The sequence below is a fragment of the Thermoanaerobacter uzonensis DSM 18761 genome (genome assembly GCF_900129115.1).
In the GTDB taxonomy this organism is placed as follows: Bacteria; Bacillota; Thermoanaerobacteria; order Thermoanaerobacterales; family Thermoanaerobacteraceae; genus Thermoanaerobacter; species Thermoanaerobacter uzonensis.
The window spans coordinates 58,054-74,165 of record NZ_FQUR01000007.1 but is presented as its reverse complement, the minus strand read 5'-3'; the positions used below and the strand labels follow the sequence as shown (position 1 = coordinate 74,165).

The 16,112-nt window shown below is 34.8% G+C and carries 13 protein-coding genes; 5 read left to right on the top strand and 8 right to left on the bottom strand.

Going from position 1 to position 16,112, the window contains the following annotated elements; translation table 11 throughout:
- The first annotated feature begins 13 nt into the window (after positions 1–13).
- Positions 14–172, top strand: coding sequence for a hypothetical protein (locus BUB32_RS12920; protein WP_200773840.1), 159 nt, complete (start codon positions 14–16; stop codon positions 170–172).
- 17 nt (positions 173–189) lie between these two features.
- On the opposite strand, the gene BUB32_RS02070 is transcribed toward BUB32_RS12920, so the two are convergent.
- The 3 genes from BUB32_RS02070 to BUB32_RS02060 all read right to left on the bottom strand — a co-directional run bounded on the left by BUB32_RS02070 (position 190) and on the right by BUB32_RS02060 (position 3,735).
- Complete coding sequence (locus tag BUB32_RS02070; protein WP_072967037.1) at positions 190–831, bottom strand: cyclodeaminase/cyclohydrolase family protein; 642 nt, start codon at positions 829–831, stop codon at positions 190–192.
- 92 nt (positions 832–923) lie between these two features.
- A complete protein-coding gene (locus BUB32_RS02065; RefSeq protein WP_072967035.1) occupies positions 924–2,021 on the bottom strand; it encodes a response regulator in 1,098 nt (365 codons plus the stop codon).
- 10 nt (positions 2,022–2,031) lie between these two features.
- Positions 2,032–3,735 carry a sensor histidine kinase gene (locus BUB32_RS02060; RefSeq protein WP_072967033.1) on the bottom strand — a complete coding sequence of 568 codons (1,704 nt, stop codon included), beginning with the start codon at positions 3,733–3,735 and terminating at the stop codon, positions 2,032–2,034.
- Positions 3,736–3,903: 168 nt separating this feature from the next.
- Between BUB32_RS02060 and BUB32_RS02055 the strand changes: the two genes are divergently transcribed.
- The 3 genes from BUB32_RS02055 (at position 3,904) to BUB32_RS02045 (ending at position 7,021) form a co-directional block, all read left to right on the top strand.
- Positions 3,904–5,187: an ABC transporter substrate-binding protein gene (locus BUB32_RS02055; RefSeq protein WP_072967030.1), complete on the top strand. Its 1,284-nt coding sequence runs from the start codon at positions 3,904–3,906 to the stop codon at positions 5,185–5,187.
- Between the two features lie 64 nt (positions 5,188–5,251).
- Positions 5,252–6,175, top strand: a complete 924-nt coding sequence (locus tag BUB32_RS02050) for a carbohydrate ABC transporter permease (RefSeq protein ID WP_072967028.1) — start codon at positions 5,252–5,254, stop codon at positions 6,173–6,175.
- 12 nt (positions 6,176–6,187) lie between these two features.
- Positions 6,188–7,021, top strand: a complete 834-nt coding sequence (locus BUB32_RS02045; RefSeq protein WP_072967026.1) for a carbohydrate ABC transporter permease — start codon at positions 6,188–6,190, stop codon at positions 7,019–7,021.
- Positions 7,022–7,391: 370 nt separating this feature from the next.
- Here the strand turns inward: BUB32_RS02045 and hutI are convergent, their stop codons facing one another.
- The 5 genes from hutI to BUB32_RS02020 form a co-directional block, all read right to left on the bottom strand.
- Positions 7,392–8,639, bottom strand: coding sequence for an imidazolonepropionase (hutI, locus tag BUB32_RS02040; protein WP_072967024.1), 1,248 nt, complete (start codon positions 8,637–8,639; stop codon positions 7,392–7,394).
- Between the two features lie 9 nt (positions 8,640–8,648).
- On the bottom strand, positions 8,649–9,545 hold the full coding sequence (gene ftcD, locus BUB32_RS02035) for a glutamate formimidoyltransferase (protein ID WP_072967022.1): 897 nt from the start codon (positions 9,543–9,545) through the stop codon (positions 8,649–8,651).
- A gap of 23 nt (positions 9,546–9,568) precedes the next feature.
- Positions 9,569–11,218 carry a urocanate hydratase gene (gene hutU, locus BUB32_RS02030; RefSeq protein ID WP_072967020.1) on the bottom strand — a complete coding sequence of 550 codons (1,650 nt, stop codon included), beginning with the start codon at positions 11,216–11,218 and terminating at the stop codon, positions 9,569–9,571.
- Positions 11,219–11,621: 403 nt separating this feature from the next.
- On the bottom strand, positions 11,622–13,601 hold the full coding sequence (locus BUB32_RS02025; protein WP_072967018.1) for a methyl-accepting chemotaxis protein: 1,980 nt from the start codon (positions 13,599–13,601) through the stop codon (positions 11,622–11,624).
- Positions 13,602–13,615: 14 nt separating this feature from the next.
- Positions 13,616–14,215, bottom strand: a complete 600-nt coding sequence (locus tag BUB32_RS02020) for an HD-GYP domain-containing protein (RefSeq protein WP_072967016.1) — start codon at positions 14,213–14,215, stop codon at positions 13,616–13,618.
- A gap of 323 nt (positions 14,216–14,538) precedes the next feature.
- Here BUB32_RS02020 and yjeM point away from each other — a divergent pair, with 323 nt between their 5' ends.
- Positions 14,539–16,080 (top strand): glutamate/gamma-aminobutyrate family transporter YjeM, encoded by a 1,542-nt coding sequence (yjeM, locus tag BUB32_RS02015; protein WP_072967014.1) that lies wholly within the window; start codon positions 14,539–14,541, stop codon positions 16,078–16,080.
- The last annotated feature ends 32 nt before the right edge of the window (positions 16,081–16,112 follow it).

The window sequence follows — 16,112 nt, the reverse complement described above, 5'->3', positions numbered from 1 at the left end:
CAGGGCCGAAGCCATGGATGGCGAAGGCGGGCACCTTAAGGCATGGATGCCGATTGTGCCCGGTACCCTGCCGGAACCTGAAGGTCGAGCTTTAGTTTTGTCGCTTTGGAACATCGGAGCGACTATGCAAAATATCTCCTTTGAATATTTTTTAACTTTGTTAACAAACTGAAGAGTGCTAATCGCACTCTATTGAGAAATTTTACTTAAAACTTTATTTACAATTTCATCCCTTATATTTTTGTATTTTGCCAAAATCTCATCACATTCTTTATTTGCACTTTCAGTAATTTCTCTATCTTTAATGTATGGAATATTCACCTTAACATTTAAAACAGCTCCTTCTATTGCCGCATATAGTAGAATAGCCCCGACTGCCGCGTCAGATATGGCATTAGGATTCCCGTATTCCGCAATCAACATCGTCGGGGTAAATGCCTCTCCACATAATCTCGCAAGTTTTAGAGGAACATTCATAGCGTTAATATAAGCTTTTTGAAGTGCTTCGTTTCTTATTTTTTTATTTTCTTCAGTATCTTTTGGCATTTTAAGGGCCTTCATCACTTCGTCATAAGCTACAGTGTCTTCATCAATAAGCTTTACATATTCTGCAAGAAGTCGATTACATATACTAAGCCCTTGTTGAATCTCTTCTTTAATATCGTCAGTATATTCCTCGTAAAATTTTCGCCCTATTGTAAGATTGTAAACCATAGAAGAAAGGGCAATCCCAAGGCTTGCTGATACCGCCGATACACTTCCTCCTCCCGGTGTTGGTGATTTTGAGGCCACTTTTTCAATATACTCCTTTAATGAATCATCAATTAACATAAAATCATCTCCTTCTCTGTGTATATATTTTCCCCCACTACCTATTATACCAATGATATATAATTTCCGTAATACAACTGCCAAAAAAATTGTTACAATATTTTTTCTCTATACTCTTTTGGAGTAAAACCCGTTATGTTTTTAAAAACTTTGCTAAAATAATGTTGATCAGTATATCCAACAGCTTCAGCTACTTCGTATATTTTTACCTTTACATCTTTTAAAAGCTCCTTCGCTTTTTCAATCCTGTAAGCTGTTAAATAATCTGAAAATGTGACACCCATTTCACTTTTAAATAAAGTACTTAAATAGTTTGGAGTTATATATAACTTTTCAGCAATGCTATTTAAAGAAATATTTAAATCACTATAATTTTCTTGTATTAGTTTGATAGCCTCATCAACTAATTTTTTGTTTTTAGAGTTTTTAGTAAGAGAAACATATTCACATACTACTTCTATTATGTTTCTCATCCATTCGCGAAGTTTTTCTTTAGTAGACACATCTGAAATTTGTCTCCAAGGGTCCGTTTCTTTAAATAAAATATCTGCATTTTCTCCAATTTCTATAAGTGACCGCGTAATAACTGCAACAAGCTCTAAACCCCATCTTTTTATAAAGTCTTCTGTATAATCTTTCTCCTGAAACTCATTCCAAATATTGTTAAAAATGTTAAGAGCCAATTCTTTATCTCCCCGTTTTATCGCTTTTGACAATTCCTCTTCCAATTTTAAAGGATATTTATAATATTCCGCTTTAAAAAATTTCAAATCTTTTTTGTTCAATGATGGCAATGGTTCCTTTTCTTTGTCCAATAATTCTTTTCTTTTTAAAACCGCTCGTCTTACAGTTTCTTTTAAAGTGTCAATATCTATAGGTTTTAAAATATAATCAAAGGCTCCTAACCTTATAGCTTGTTGAGCATATTTAAAATCATCATATGCACTTAACAAAATTACCACAACTAAAGGGTCTAGCTTTTTGACTTCCCTTGTAAGTTCGAGTCCATCCATAAAGGGCATGCGTATATCCGTTAAAATTATATCAGGTTGTTCTCTGTTAAACACATCAAGAGCACTTTTTCCATTGGCTTCGCAACCTACCACACGTAAATCTAGCTCCTGCCAACTAACATTATTTTTAAGCCCTTCTCTTACAATCGGTTCATCATCTACAATTAAAATTTTCATAGAATCCACCTCACAAAACAGCAGGAATTACAATTCGGGCAACAGTATTGCTATCTATTGCTTGGTAATAAAGTCCATACTCTTCCCCATAATATAACTTAATCCTTTCATTAACATTTTGTATTCCATAGCTATCTTTATCATCTGCTGGCGAATCCAATAGTTTATTTACTAAATCTAAATCTATAGGATTACCATTGTTTATGACCTCGAATACAATTTTTTCACCATCTAAATAACCGTTAATCAAAATTTTCCCTTTTCCTTCATAAGTCTCTATCCCATGAATTATTGCATTTTCAACAAGAGGCTGCAAAATTAACTTTATCGTCTTGTAGTGTAAAACTCTTTTATCTATATTAAAACTCACCTCAAACTTATCTTTAAATCTGATTTTTTGAATTGTAATATAGCTTTTAACATGCTTCAATTCATTTTCAACAGTAGTTACATCATTCCCTTTATTGATGCTGTATCTCAAAATTGATGCTAAAGAATTTACAATCTTACTTATTTCAGGTACATTATGTTTTACTGCCAACCAATTTACAGTATCAAGTGTGTTGTATAAAAAATGTGGATTTATCTGTGCCTGCAAAGCTTTTAATTCCGCGTCTTTTTCCTTTATTTTTGATAAATACACTTCATGTATAAGTTCATTTATCCTTTTTATCATGTAGTTAAAACTTGAATATAATACTCCTATTTCTCCACCCCAGTTTTCTTCAACACTTATGTTAAAATTACCTTTTTCAACTTTTTTCATTTCAGCAGCAAGTTTTATTATTGGCTGTGAAATACTGTATGAAAAATAAAGAGAAATTAAGGCTGCAATTACAAGACTCAAAAGCGCAGTAAGATAGATAAAGTTTTTTATCATCTCAGCTTTTTCATTAAGTTCAGCCATAGATACCATGCCAACAAGTTTCCACCCATTTTGAGGTAGAGTATTGTATATAACCATTATTTTATTACCATTTATAGTAACAAAATCAGTTCCAGCACTCATATTGTATAATTTAGTGGTATAACGATATAAAAAGCTTTTGTCCTCGGAATATATGAGCCCTCCCTTATCATCAACTAGATATACCTTACCTGTTTTCCCCAGGTGTATATCAGATAACACTGAAGCAATTTTGGATATGTCCGTATCTACAGAAATAACTGCTATAGGTTTGGCAAAATCTTTTATATCGAAAACCAACCTTGAAACAGAAATCATTTGTCTTCCAAAATCGTCGCTTATATACCAGTACAACCTGCCATTTTGCTGTATAGTCTTTTTGTACCACACTTTGTTTTCTACTACTTTTGAAGACATCACATCATTTTGTTCTAATCTCATTGGATATTGATTTTTATGCAAAGCAAAAATTTCTACAGAAGAATAATTTTCATTAAATATTCCGGGATATAATATACTGTTTCTTATAGCTGTAACTTCTCTGTTTATTTGAAAAGGAGTTTCTCCCCCATTGCGTGATAAATTATACTGAAGTTCTTTATTCATTGAAATATATAATATAGCATTTTTCATATTTTCTAGCATTTTTGATATATTTTTATTTGCCTGATTTAGGGTCTGAAAAGTAGTCTTTTTTACCTCTTCATTTATATATCTTGATGTAATATTGCCTGTTATCGCCGCCACCATTATGAGCGGTATAACTATTATTAAAATGTATGAAAGTAAAATTTTTTTGTATAACATAAAAACCACCTTTTATATAAATATTTCAACAGAATATACAAACTACCTTCTTTATAATTAAAAGTTTATAAAAAAATACACAAAATATTAAAAATGTCACATTATTTTCGCAACCGATTTCTTATATAATTATTATACAACACCAATACTATTTAAGGGGGAATTTAGATGGGTAAAAAAAATAAAATCCTAGCATCAATAATTTCACTGGCATTAATAGGAACTCTAATTGCCGGTTGTGGTTCAAACACAACCTCATCTCCTTCAAATAATACTTCTAAGAATGAACCAGTCACAATTACCTATTCTACAGGTAAAGACTCTACACCAGCAACTCAAAAATTAGTCGAAGCTTTTGAAAAAAAATATCCAAACATTAAAGTCAAAGTTCAAGAACTACCTAATTCCACAGATGACCAGCACAATTCTTATGTTACAGCATTATCCGCAGGTGATTCAAGTATTGATGTTTTAGCAATGGACATTATCTGGACACCTGAATTTGCTGCTGCTAATTGGTTACTCCCGTTAGATGATAAATTTACAAAAGAAATGAGAGATAAGTTTTTACCGGGACCCGTTGAAGCAGTAACATATAATGGCCATGTGTGGGCAGTGCCAAGATTTACAGACGCAGGAGTCCTTTATTATAGAAAAGATATTATAAACACTCCTCCCAAAACTTGGGATGAATTAATTCAAATGGCAAAAGAAAACGTTGGTAAAGGCGGGACAAAATACGGCATAGTATTTCAAGGCAATCAATATGAAGGTTTAGTATGTGATGCTCTAGAATTAATTGGAAGTAATGGTGGTAATGTATTAGATGGAAACAAAGTTGTTATTGACACTCCACAAGCCATCGGTGGTTTACAATATTTAGTTGATTTAGTTAAAATAGCACCTCCTGGTGTTACAACATATCAAGAAGAAGATGCAAGAAATGTGTTCCAGCAAGGAGAAGCAATCTTTATGAGAAACTGGCCTTATGCTTGGTCATTGCTTAATTCTGATGATTCGCCTGTAAAAGGTAAAGTTGGTATAGCACCTATTCCAAGAGGAAAAGACGGCAAAGTTGGCACTCCAGTTTTAGGTGGATGGAATCTCGGTATAAACAAATATTCAAAGCATCCTGAAGAAGCATGGAAATTCATTGAATTCGTAACAAGTGAAGAAGGACAAAAAATTACAGCTTTAGAAGGTGGCAATCTCCCAACAATAAAATCTTTATATCAGGACAAAGAAGTTTTAGCAAAAAATCCCTATTGGGCAGATTTTTATGATGTATTCATAACAGCTAAACCAAGACCAGTATCCCCATTTTATCCACAAATGTCTGATTCAATGCAAATTAATTTCCATAAAGCTTTAACAGGAGAAATTTCACCTGAACAAGCTGTTAAAAATGTAGCAAAAGACCTTGATGAAATAATAAAGAATAACGGTAAATAGTACTTCTTCATATAAATCCAAAGTGGCAGCTTTTTGCTGCCACTTAATATAAAGAGGTGGTAACGTGATAGAGCAAAAAAATTTAACGTCTCCAACTAAACAATCTAAGTTCCAACTAAGTGAAGCCACATTGGGATATATATTAGTTGCTCCAGCCTTACTTTGTATTATTGCAATAGCTTTATATCCTGTATTAAATACTTTTAAGTTAAGTCTTTATTACATGAAATTGCAGCTTCCTGGGCTCACACACTTTGTTGGTCTTCAGAATTACGGCACACTATTCTCTGATTCTAGATTTTGGTCTGCAACCTTAAACACAGTATTCTTTACAGTTGTATCTGTAGCGCTGGAATTAGTACTTGGAATGGTAATGGCACTTTTGATGAATAAAAAATTTAAAGGGACAGGATTGGTAAGAGCTGCTGTGTTAATTCCATGGGCAATTCCGACTGTAATATCAGCTCTTATGTGGAAATTCATTTATAATGATCAGTTTGGCGTATTAAATGATATTTTAATGAAAATAGGTTTAATAAGCAGTTATAAAGCATGGCTTGGAAACCCTTCTTCAGCAATGTCGGCAGCTATATTTGCAGATGTATGGAAAACTGCACCTTTCATGGCATTGTTGTTGCTTGCCGGGCTACAGAATATATCCCAAGACCTTTATGAAGCAGCAAAAGTAGATGGAGCAGGAAGTATAAGGCAATTTTTTAGTATCACTTTACCATTATTAAAACCTACAATCTTAGTTGCTCTCATATTCAGAACATTAGACGCTTTTAGAGTATTTGACCTCATTTTTGTAATGACAGGAGGAGGACCTGGTAATTCAACAGAGACTCTTTCTATATATGCATATAAAACCCTCTTCAGAAATCTTGACTTTGGAATTGGTTCAGCAATAGCTGTTATAATATTCATCTTTGTTTTCATTTTTGCAATGTTCTATATAAAGCTTTTGGATAAAAGCATTTTGAAATGAGGTGATTTAAAAATGAAGCTTAAAAATACCATAAACCAAATTATCTTCTATATTTTTTTAACAATATTCCTTGTATATATAATTTTCCCTTTCCTATGGCAAACACTTACCTCCTTTAAAACTCCACAAGAACTATTTAGTATTCCTCCAACATGGATTCCAAGTAAGATTTATACAGGATATTATATAAATGTATTTACTAAACGCCCTTTTTTAACCTATTTGAAAAATAGTTTTATTGTTGCTTCATCTACCACTCTTTTTAGTCTTTTTGTATCTTCTTTTGCAGCATATGCCTTAGCAAGGCTTAAATTTAAAGGGAAATCAATAATACTATCTTTAGTTTTGTCTGTATCAATGTTTCCTGGAATAGCTATTGTAAGCCCCCTGTTTATTTTTCTAAAAAATGTAAACTTATTAAATAGCTATCTAGGTCTTATATTGACATACACTACTTTTGCAATTCCCCTTTCTTTATGGATTTTAACCTCATTTTTTAGAGAAATTCCTTTTGAACTTGAAGAATCCGCAAAAGTAGATGGTGCTACTCCTATGCAAGCATTTCTAAAGATAATAATGCCTCTTGCTACTCCTGGCATGTTCACAACTGCCATTCTCACGTTTATAGCAGCATGGAATGAATTTCTCTTTGCCCTTGTATTTAACACACAAGACTCAATGAGAACAGTACCCGTCGGTATAGCCATGTTTCCTGGAGAACATGACCTTCCTTGGGGAGATATTGCAGCGGCTTCTGTTGTCGTAACAGTACCTCTTATCATAATGGTACTCATATTCCAAAAGAGGATAATATCCGGATTAACCGCCGGTGCAGTAAAGGGATAGAACAAAACATTACTCTGCTATATGAGGACGGTGAAAAATCTTTGCATATACAAGAAGTTATGAAAGTCATATGAATCTTAAAAAATCCACAGTATGTACTGTGGATTTCAGACTGTAGACAAACTTTCGGAAATAGGATATTTTGCAATCGGTGCGACTTGTGACAAAGCGATAACAAAACTTAACAAGACCGAGGGTGGAGGCAGGGCCGAAGCCAAGGATGGCGGAGGCGGGCACTAAGACAAGGATGTCGAATGTGCCCGTTACCCTGCCGGAACCCGAGGGTCTAGTTTAGTTTTGTCGCTTTGGAACACCGGAGTGACGATGCAAAATATCCTATTTAAAAAATATTTAACATTATACCTTATCTCTATCCTACTCCAATAACAACTGCTTTGTCCCCTTTTGACTTTATAACTGTATTTACATGGTTAATCCCAAAATGATACATTATATAGTCAAGATTGGGCGCATCAATTAAGAGTATGTCTGCCTTTTTACCCTTTTCTATTGTGCCTATTTCATTCCCCTTATCAATAGCACAAGCTGCATTTAAAGTTACACCAGTTAAAATCTCTTTGGCAGACATTTTCATTTTTATATACGCAAAAGACATTATAAGCTGTAAATTTTCTGTAGGACTTGTCCCCGGGTTGTAATCCGTACCAAGAGCCACAGCAAGACCTTTTTCAATTAATTTTCTTGCATTGGCATAAGGTCTATCTAAAAAGTAAGAAACTCCAGGAAGAAGTACCCCTACAGTACCTGCTTTTTTCATAAGTTCAATTCCTTTTTCAGATACCTCTTCAAGATGGTCTGCGCTTACAGCACCTAATATTCCCGCCAATTCTCCTCCACCACTTTGTGTCAACTCATCAGCGTGAATTTTAAGTTTCATTCCCTGCTTTTTAGCCTCTTCTAATATCTTTTTAGACTGTTCATAGTCAAAAGCTCCATCTTCGCAAAAAACATCACAAAACTCTGCAAGATTTTCCTCTTTTACTTTTGGAATCATTTCTTTTGCAACTTTATCAACATATCCCCAAGAATTCTCCTTAAACTCCGTAGGTATTGAATGAGCCCCTAAAAAAGTAGGAACAATATCCACAAGAGAGATTGAATTAAGCTTATTCATAAGTCTTAAAAGCCTTATCTCTTCTTCTGTGCTAAGTCCATATCCGCTTTTTACTTCTACAGTAGTAGTGCCATGAGATAGCATTATATCAAGGCTTTTCATAGCTTTTTCTATCAATTGGTCATCAGAAGCATTTCTGGTTGCATTAACAGTAGAAAGTATTCCTCCACCTTGCTTTAATATGTCTACATAACAATACCCTTTTAATTTAAGTGCCACTTCATTTTCTCTTGAGCCATAATGTATAAGATGAGTATGAGGGTCTACAAATCCAGGAATTGCAATCATGCCTTTTGCGTCAATTTTTTCTTTTGCAGAAATTGCGGCAGGTGATTTTCCTGCCGCTAAAATTTTCCCATCTTTTATTGCAATATAAGCATCTTCAATTTCTTCTATATTTTCCATGTCACTTCCACATAGTGGGCAATTGCCAAGAGGTGTATAAATTTTCTTAATGTTGTATATTAACAAATCTGCCTCCATTTTAACACCTCATTCGTATATTCTGTTTTCTAAAACCATATTTTCAGAAAAGTTCTCTATTCTTAAATAATAATCTGCCACATCAAACAAAGCTTTTGCTGGCACAAGCCCTATTATTTCACTACCTATAACATTTACCCCATACCTTAAAGCTTCTGCTTTAATTGTTTCAAAAACTCTGTAAATAGGTGTTTTATTAAAATCAGTAAGGTTCATCGACACCTGCACAATTCCTCTCTCTTTTAATTCCACACCCATCGCCTTCACATACCGGTAACCGCCGCTTGAAAATCGGATAGCTTTAGCAATTTTATTAGCTATATCGATATTGTCTGTAGCAATATTGACATTGTAGGCAATGAGAAAATTTCTTGCGCCAATCACTGTCGCACCGCTCTTTGGGTTCATCTCCTGCGGACCAAAGTCTGGCTTCCATTCCGGCTGTTTTATCTTTTCAAAAAAGCCTTCATATTCTCCCCGCCTTATATTTTCTAAATTTTTTCTTTCAAGAGTTGTAGCAGCTTCTTCATATAAATACACAGGTATATTAAGCTCTCTTCCAACCCTTTCTCCTACTTCTCTCGCAATCTGTACACATTCTTCCATTGTAGCATTTTTTACAGGTATAAAGGGTACAACATCTGTTGCCCCAATCCTTGGATGCTCCCCTTTATGGTACCTCATATCAATTATTTCTGAAGCTTTTTTAATGAGCTTAAAAGCCGCCTCTTTTACTCCCTTTGCATCTCCACAAAAGGTTATAACTGTCCTGTTGTGGTCTTTATCGGAAGAGTAATCCAAAAGCTTTACTCCTTCCGTCGACACAACTTCTTTGACAAGCTGTGCTATTTTTTCTTGGTCTCTTCCTTCACTAAAATTAGGTACACATTCAATTATCTGATCCATTTATTTCCTCATCCTTTCCAACGTTATTTTAGCATAGGCATTTTTATTCCTTTTTCTTTCGCAGTTCTTATTGCAATTTCATATCCAGCATCTGCATGTCTCATAACACCAGAACCAGGGTCAGAAGTCAAAACTCGCTCTATTCTCAAGTCAGACTCTTTTGTTCCATCGGCACACACTACTACTCCTGCGTGTATTGAATATCCTATTCCAACTCCCCCGCCGTGATGTACTGATACCCATGTAGCTCCTGAAGCAGTATTTAACAAGGCGTTAAGTATTGGCCAATCTGCGATAGCATCACTGCCGTCTTTCATTGCCTCCGTTTCTCTGTAAGGGGATGCGACAGAACCCGTATCATGGTGGTCACGGCCTATTACAATAGGAGCTTTCAGTTCGCCTTTTCTCACCATTTCATTTATTGCAAGGCCAAATTCCGCTCTCTGACCATATCCTAACCAGCAAATCCTCGCAGGCAATCCTTGGAATTTAATCTTTTCTCTCGCTAACCTAATCCATCTTTCAAGCAGTGTATCTTCAGGGAAAAGTTCTAAAATTTTTTCGTCAGTCTTGAAAATATCCTCAGGGTCACCTGATAATGCAATCCAGCGGAAAGGTCCTTTCCCTTCAGAGAATAAATCTCTTATATACTCAGGAACATAACCTGGGATATTAAAAGCCTCTTTTACCCCTTCATCATAAGCCATTCTCCTTATGTTGTTGCCATAATCAAAAGCTATTGCTCCTCTTTTTTGCATCTCAAGCATTGCTGAAACGTGCTCTGCCATAGCCTTTTTAGCTCTCTTTATATATTCCTCTGGATTTGATTTTCTAAGAGCAAATGCCTCTTCTAGTGTCATTCCATTTGGCACATACCCATTTAATGGGTCATGGGCTGATGTCTGGTCTGTTACAACGTCTGGAATTATTCCCCTTCTTACAAGCTCAGGATGCACATCTGCGGCATTTCCGACAAGTCCAACTGACAAAGGCTTTCCTTCTTCTTTTGCTTTCAAAACCATTTCTAAAGCTTTGTCAAGATTGTCTGTCATTACATCAAGGTATTTAGTATCTAATCTTCTCTGTATTCTATTTCTGTCCACTTCTACTATAAGACAAGCGCCATCCAACATGGTAATAGCCAAAGGCTGAGCTCCACTCATACCTCCAAGTCCTGCAGTTAGTACAAACTTTCCCTTCAATGTTCCATCAAAATGTTTTTTAGCAAGAGCTGCAAAAGTCTCAAAAGTTCCTTCTATTATCCCTTGTGTCCCTATATATATCCAACTTCCTGCTGTCATTTGCCCATACATGGTAAGCCCTTTTGCCTCAAGGTCCCAGAAATTTTCCCAATTAGCCCATGCAGGTACTAACATTGCATTGGATATGAGCACTCTTGGTGCCATTGTATGAGTTTTAAAGATTCCTACAGGTTTCCCAGATTGGATGAGAAGTGTTTCATCTTCTTCTAAATTTTCCAAACTCTCTACTATTTTATTAAAAGCTTCCCAATTCCTTGCGGCTTTACCTGCTCCTCCATACACTATCAAATTCGACGGGTCCTCTGCTACCTCCGGATCTAGATTGTTCATCAAAGTTCTATAAGGCGCCTCTATTTGCCAATTCTTGCAATGTAGTGTGGTCCCCCTTGGCGCTTTTATAACCCTCGACATATTTAAATCCCCCCATAAATTTTTTAATTTGGTGATATAGTATATTTCTATTTATCACTTCAAAAATCCTGCTAATATTTATACATTTTTAAATTTAAAAAGCGGGAGTTCTCCCGCTTCAGTTTGTTGACAAAGTTAAAAAGTTTTCAAAGGAGATATTTTGCATCGTCGTTCCGATGTTCCAAAGCGACAAAACTAAAGCTCGACCTTCGGGCTCCGGCAGGGTACCGGGCACAATCGGCATCCATGCCTTAAGGTGCCCGCCTCCGCCATCCTTGGCTTCGGCCCTGCCTCCGCCCTCGGTCTTGCTAAGTTTTGTTATCGCTTTGTAATAAGTCACTCCTTATGCAAAATATCTCCTTTACGAAAGTTTGTCTACAGTCTGAAGCGGGAGTTCTCCCGCTTACTCTACTTTGAACTGTTTAATTGCTTCCATAAGCGTATTGGCATAATTCTTAAGTTCATTTGCTGTTGATGCCATCTCTTCCACAATTGCCGACTGTTCCTGTGATGTTGCAGATACTTCTTCCGCTGATGCCGCGGACTCTTCTGATACAGCCGCTATGTTCTGTATTGAATCAACTATTTTGTTCTTATGAGATTCTATCTCCTTTAAAGATTTATTAAGATTATCAATTTTTTCTACTATAAAATTCACTGCATGAATTATTCCTTCAAACACATCTTTTGTGGTATTGACTACATTGCTTTGCTTTTCTATCGATTTTGTTGAGTCTTCTACTGTCTTGTAAGTATCGTTAATCGTGCTTTGTATCTCAGATATTAAGTTTGCTATGTTTCTCGCTGCCTGTGAGGACTGTTCTGCCAATTTCCTCACTTCATCTGCTACAACTGCAAAGCCTCTTCCTGCTTCTCCTGCTCTCGCTGCCTCTATTGCCGCGTTTAGTGATAAAAGATTTGTCTGGTCTGCTATGCCTGTTATCGTCTCTACAATTTTGCTTATCTCTGCAGATTTTTCAAGGAGATAGTTTGTAGATTCTTTTACATTGTTATTCGCTTCTATTGTCAGTTTTGTCTTTTCTATTAAGTCATCTATAGTGACAAGTCCTTCATTGGATACCATGCTGACATTCTCTACTTCTTGGTTTATCTCATCAGCGTTTTTAAGGGATTGGTCTATCAATTGCCCAAGTAACACAGTGGCACTAGCGCTCTCTTCTGCCTCTTTTGCTTGACTTGAAGCTCCTTGTGCGATTTCTTCAATGGCTTTCGCCACATCCTGTGTAGCTTGCGCTGCTTGTTCAGAAGCAACTGCCATGTTTTCCGCTGAGTGATTTACAAAGTCTGATACGCTTTTTATGTCAAAGACAAGTCTTCTTATTCCTTCCACCATGGTATTAAAACTGTTTGCCAATATTCCCACTTCATCTTTTGCTTTTACGTTAGCTTTAACCGTAATATCTCCTTTAGCTGCTGCAGACATAGCAGTTACTACCCTTTTGATTCCTGAAGATATTGAATTTGCGAAGAAGTAAGCTATTAAAAATCCAATGAGTAATACTATTACACTTACAGTGATTACAAAATCTCGTATTTTTGTGACATCTTTTGTTAATTCGCTATTTTCCATTGTAACTACTGCTTTCCACCCAAAACTGTCAAGATTTCTCACACTGGCAAACTTGTACACATTGTTTGAAGTGTATTGTATAGTAGCATTATTAAGACTTAATAATTTTTCCCCAAAGTCATATTTTTTTATAGAAGTAAACAACTTAGTAGTATCCGGATGAGTAATAGTCATACCATCTTTTGTAATTATGTATATGTAACCTGTCTTTCCAAGTTTAACACTAGAGATATTTTTAGAAAGTTGTTCTAAACTTATATCAATTCCTAAAACACCTAATAATTTCCCACTTGAGTCCATAACTGCTTTAGTTATAGTTATTTCGGGAATCTTACTTGCAAAATCTTCATAAGGATCTGTCCAGACAATATTGCCTCCTGCTTTTTCAGCATCTTTATACCATGGCCTTTCTGTTGGATCATAATTTTCTAGTTTTTGAGGTGGGTACAAAATCATCTTTTTATCAGGTGTTGCAAAATACACATTCATAGCGTCTGGCATAGATTTTTTTGCTTCTTCTAATTTTTTAAGTACTGCTTCATCTGAAGCACTGCTTCCATCATAATTCATTATAGCATTTGATTCAGCTAACATTTCAATCATTGATTCTGTGTTTTGTTTAAAAGAATTTATGTACTTATTTAAAACAGATAAAGCTGCTTGATTGGAATCGTTTATCTTGTTCTTAAGAACACTCTCTGCAATATTTGTTGAAAAATATCCTGTTATGACAAGGGGAATTAGAATAACCAAAAATATAAACACCAACAGTTTTGTTTTGATACTTTTCATTTGTTACCCTCCTATTATATCGAAATAAAGTGTTGTTGATCCCCCTTTTTCTCCCACAAAACTTCTTCTAATGCTTCTACGATTTTGTAATTATATTTTTTGGGTTGGGTTTTTAATTCAAATATTGCCTCGTGTATACTTTTTAACCTCTTTTCATTATAAGGCCTTTTTGTAGTCATTGCATCAAAAGAATCACAAATTCCTATTATTTGAGCACTTAAAGGAATAATACTGACACCAAAAGGATAGCCAGAACCATCTAATCTTTCATGATGGTAAAGTACACCTGGGACCAAATCCTTCAATGAAGGAAAAATTTTTAACATCTCCGAGCCATAAGTTGGATGTATCTTCACAAACTCGTATTCTAATTCTGTAAGCGGTCCTGGCTTGTCAAGAATGGAAACGGGTACTAATACTTTACCAATATCGTGTAATAATCCCCCCTTACAATTATAAATTTGCTCTTCTTTGGGTAATTCTAATTTTTTAGAAACTAAATAAGTAAGTTTTGCAACTCTTATACTGTGTAAGTAAGTTATATAATGATAATGTTTCAAACTCGTCATTAAATGCTTTATAAGATAATACTCGCTGTAATTGTATACTTCCACAGTTTTCCCTTCTTTTCGACATAATTTGACAAAAAAATTATACCATTTGTTTCTTGTAATGTCAATTTTAAAAAAGTTTCAAAAAAAAAAAAAAAAAAAAAAAAAAAAAAAAAAAAAAAAAAAAATACATTTTTTTCTTATCAAATTTTTTTGACAGTTATCTCTATGTTTTAATGATGTATTATTAAAAGATAATCTGGATAAACTGTAAAAGAGAAACTATTGACAAAATGCCAAAGTAAGCTATATAATATGCTTTGAAATATTTTTGTATATATTAAAAAATTTTAGTAGATAAAAATTATGTAAGGAGGAAGTTTTTTATGGCATCAAATGTAAACGATACAAAAAAATTGGCTTTGATTCCTCTCATTTTGATGATCTTTACTTCAGTGTTTGGCTTCACAAATATTCCTCGTTCTTTCTATTTAATGGGATATGGGGCCATTCCATGGTATATTTTATCGGGTATAACTTTCTTTATACCCTACGCTTTTATGATGGCAGAATATGGTTCAGCATTTAAAGATGAAAAAGGCGGCATCTATTCTTGGATGGAAAAATCAGTAAATCCAAAGTACGCTTTTATCGGAACCTTTATGTGGTATGCTTCTTATATTATATGGATGGTTAACGTTAGTTCTTCTATATGGATACCTCTTTCCAATGCTTTATTTGGAAAAGATACAACTTCTACCTGGAGTCTTTTGGGTTTAAAAGCCACTCAAACTTTGGGACTTTTAGGAGTAGTATGGGTTATCACAGTAACCTATGTGGCTTCTAAAGGATTAAAAAGCATTTCAAAAATAACCTCTGTTGGTGGAACCGCTGTTGCTTTATTAAACATAGTTTTACTTTTAGGAGGTATGTTTGTCCTAATCGCTAACGGTGGAAAAGTTGCTCAACCAATCGTTTCATCTCACTCTTTTGTTGTTTCACCAAACCCTGCTTATCAATCAACTATTGCTATGTTTGCTTTTCTAGTTTTTGCTATATTTGCATATGGCGGACTGGAAGTAGTAGGAGGACTTGTAGACCAAACAGAAAATCCAGAAAAAAACTTTCCAAAAGGACTATTAATCTCTGCCCTGCTTATCTCTATTGGATATTCACTAGGAATCTTTATGGTAGGAGTATTCACTAATTGGAAGGAAGTATTAGGTTCACAAAATGTAAATATGGCAAACGTGGCATATGTAGTAATGCAAAATTTAGGCTATAAAATAGGTCAAAGTTTAGGTTTTAATGAAGTTACTTCTCTTGCAATTGGTGCATGGTTCGCAAGATATGTGGGATTATCAATGTTTTTAGCATTAACCGGTGCTTTTTTTACACTATCTTATGCGCCTTTAAAACAAATAATAGAAGGAACTCCTTCAGAGTTATGGCCAAATAAAATCGGAAAAATAGAAAATGGAATACCAAAAAATGCCATGTGGGTACAATGCACAATAGCAGTCATAATGATTATTCTTGTTTCTTTTGGTGGAGAAGCTGCAGCTAAATTTTTTGCCAAACTCATTTTGATGACCAATGTAGCTATGACATTGCCTTATGTATTTTTATCAGGAGCCTTCTTCTCTTTTAAGAAAAACAAGCTCATTAAAAAGCCTTTTGAAATATTTAAAACAGAGTCAAGTGCTTTTATTGCTACAATAATAGTCACAGCAACCGTAGCCTTTGCTAACTTCTTTACTATAATTCAACCAGCAATCGAAGGAGATTTAAGTTCTACTATCTGGATGATTATAGGGCCTGTGTTTTTCACCCTCGTCGCCTTCTTAATGTACAGACGATATGAAACAAGAAAAGAAAGTATAAAAAATAATGTTTTACAAACAAAAATAAAACCTCAGCATAGATAAAACAAATTTAAGGATGCAATCAAATGCATCCT

What these genes read in the sequence shown, in the direction of transcription:
- BUB32_RS12920 (WP_200773840.1), top strand. Translation starts at nt 14, where the DNA reads ATGGATGGCGAAGGCGGGCACCTTAAGGCATGGATGCCGATTGTGCCC.
- BUB32_RS02070 (WP_072967037.1), bottom strand. Translation starts at nt 831, where the DNA reads ATGTTAATTGATGATTCATTAAAGGAGTATATTGAAAAAGTGGCCTCA.
- BUB32_RS02065 (WP_072967035.1), bottom strand. Translation starts at nt 2,021, where the DNA reads ATGAAAATTTTAATTGTAGATGATGAACCGATTGTAAGAGAAGGGCTT.
- BUB32_RS02060 (WP_072967033.1), bottom strand. Translation starts at nt 3,735, where the DNA reads ATGTTATACAAAAAAATTTTACTTTCATACATTTTAATAATAGTTATA.
- BUB32_RS02055 (WP_072967030.1), top strand. Translation starts at nt 3,904, where the DNA reads ATGGGTAAAAAAAATAAAATCCTAGCATCAATAATTTCACTGGCATTA.
- BUB32_RS02045 (WP_072967026.1), top strand. Translation starts at nt 6,188, where the DNA reads ATGAAGCTTAAAAATACCATAAACCAAATTATCTTCTATATTTTTTTA.
- hutI (WP_072967024.1), bottom strand. Translation starts at nt 8,639, where the DNA reads ATGGAGGCAGATTTGTTAATATACAACATTAAGAAAATTTATACACCT.
- ftcD (WP_072967022.1), bottom strand. Translation starts at nt 9,545, where the DNA reads ATGGATCAGATAATTGAATGTGTACCTAATTTTAGTGAAGGAAGAGAC.
- hutU (WP_072967020.1), bottom strand. Translation starts at nt 11,218, where the DNA reads ATGTCGAGGGTTATAAAAGCGCCAAGGGGGACCACACTACATTGCAAG.
- BUB32_RS02025 (WP_072967018.1), bottom strand. Translation starts at nt 13,601, where the DNA reads ATGAAAAGTATCAAAACAAAACTGTTGGTGTTTATATTTTTGGTTATT.
- yjeM (WP_072967014.1), top strand. Translation starts at nt 14,539, where the DNA reads ATGGCATCAAATGTAAACGATACAAAAAAATTGGCTTTGATTCCTCTC.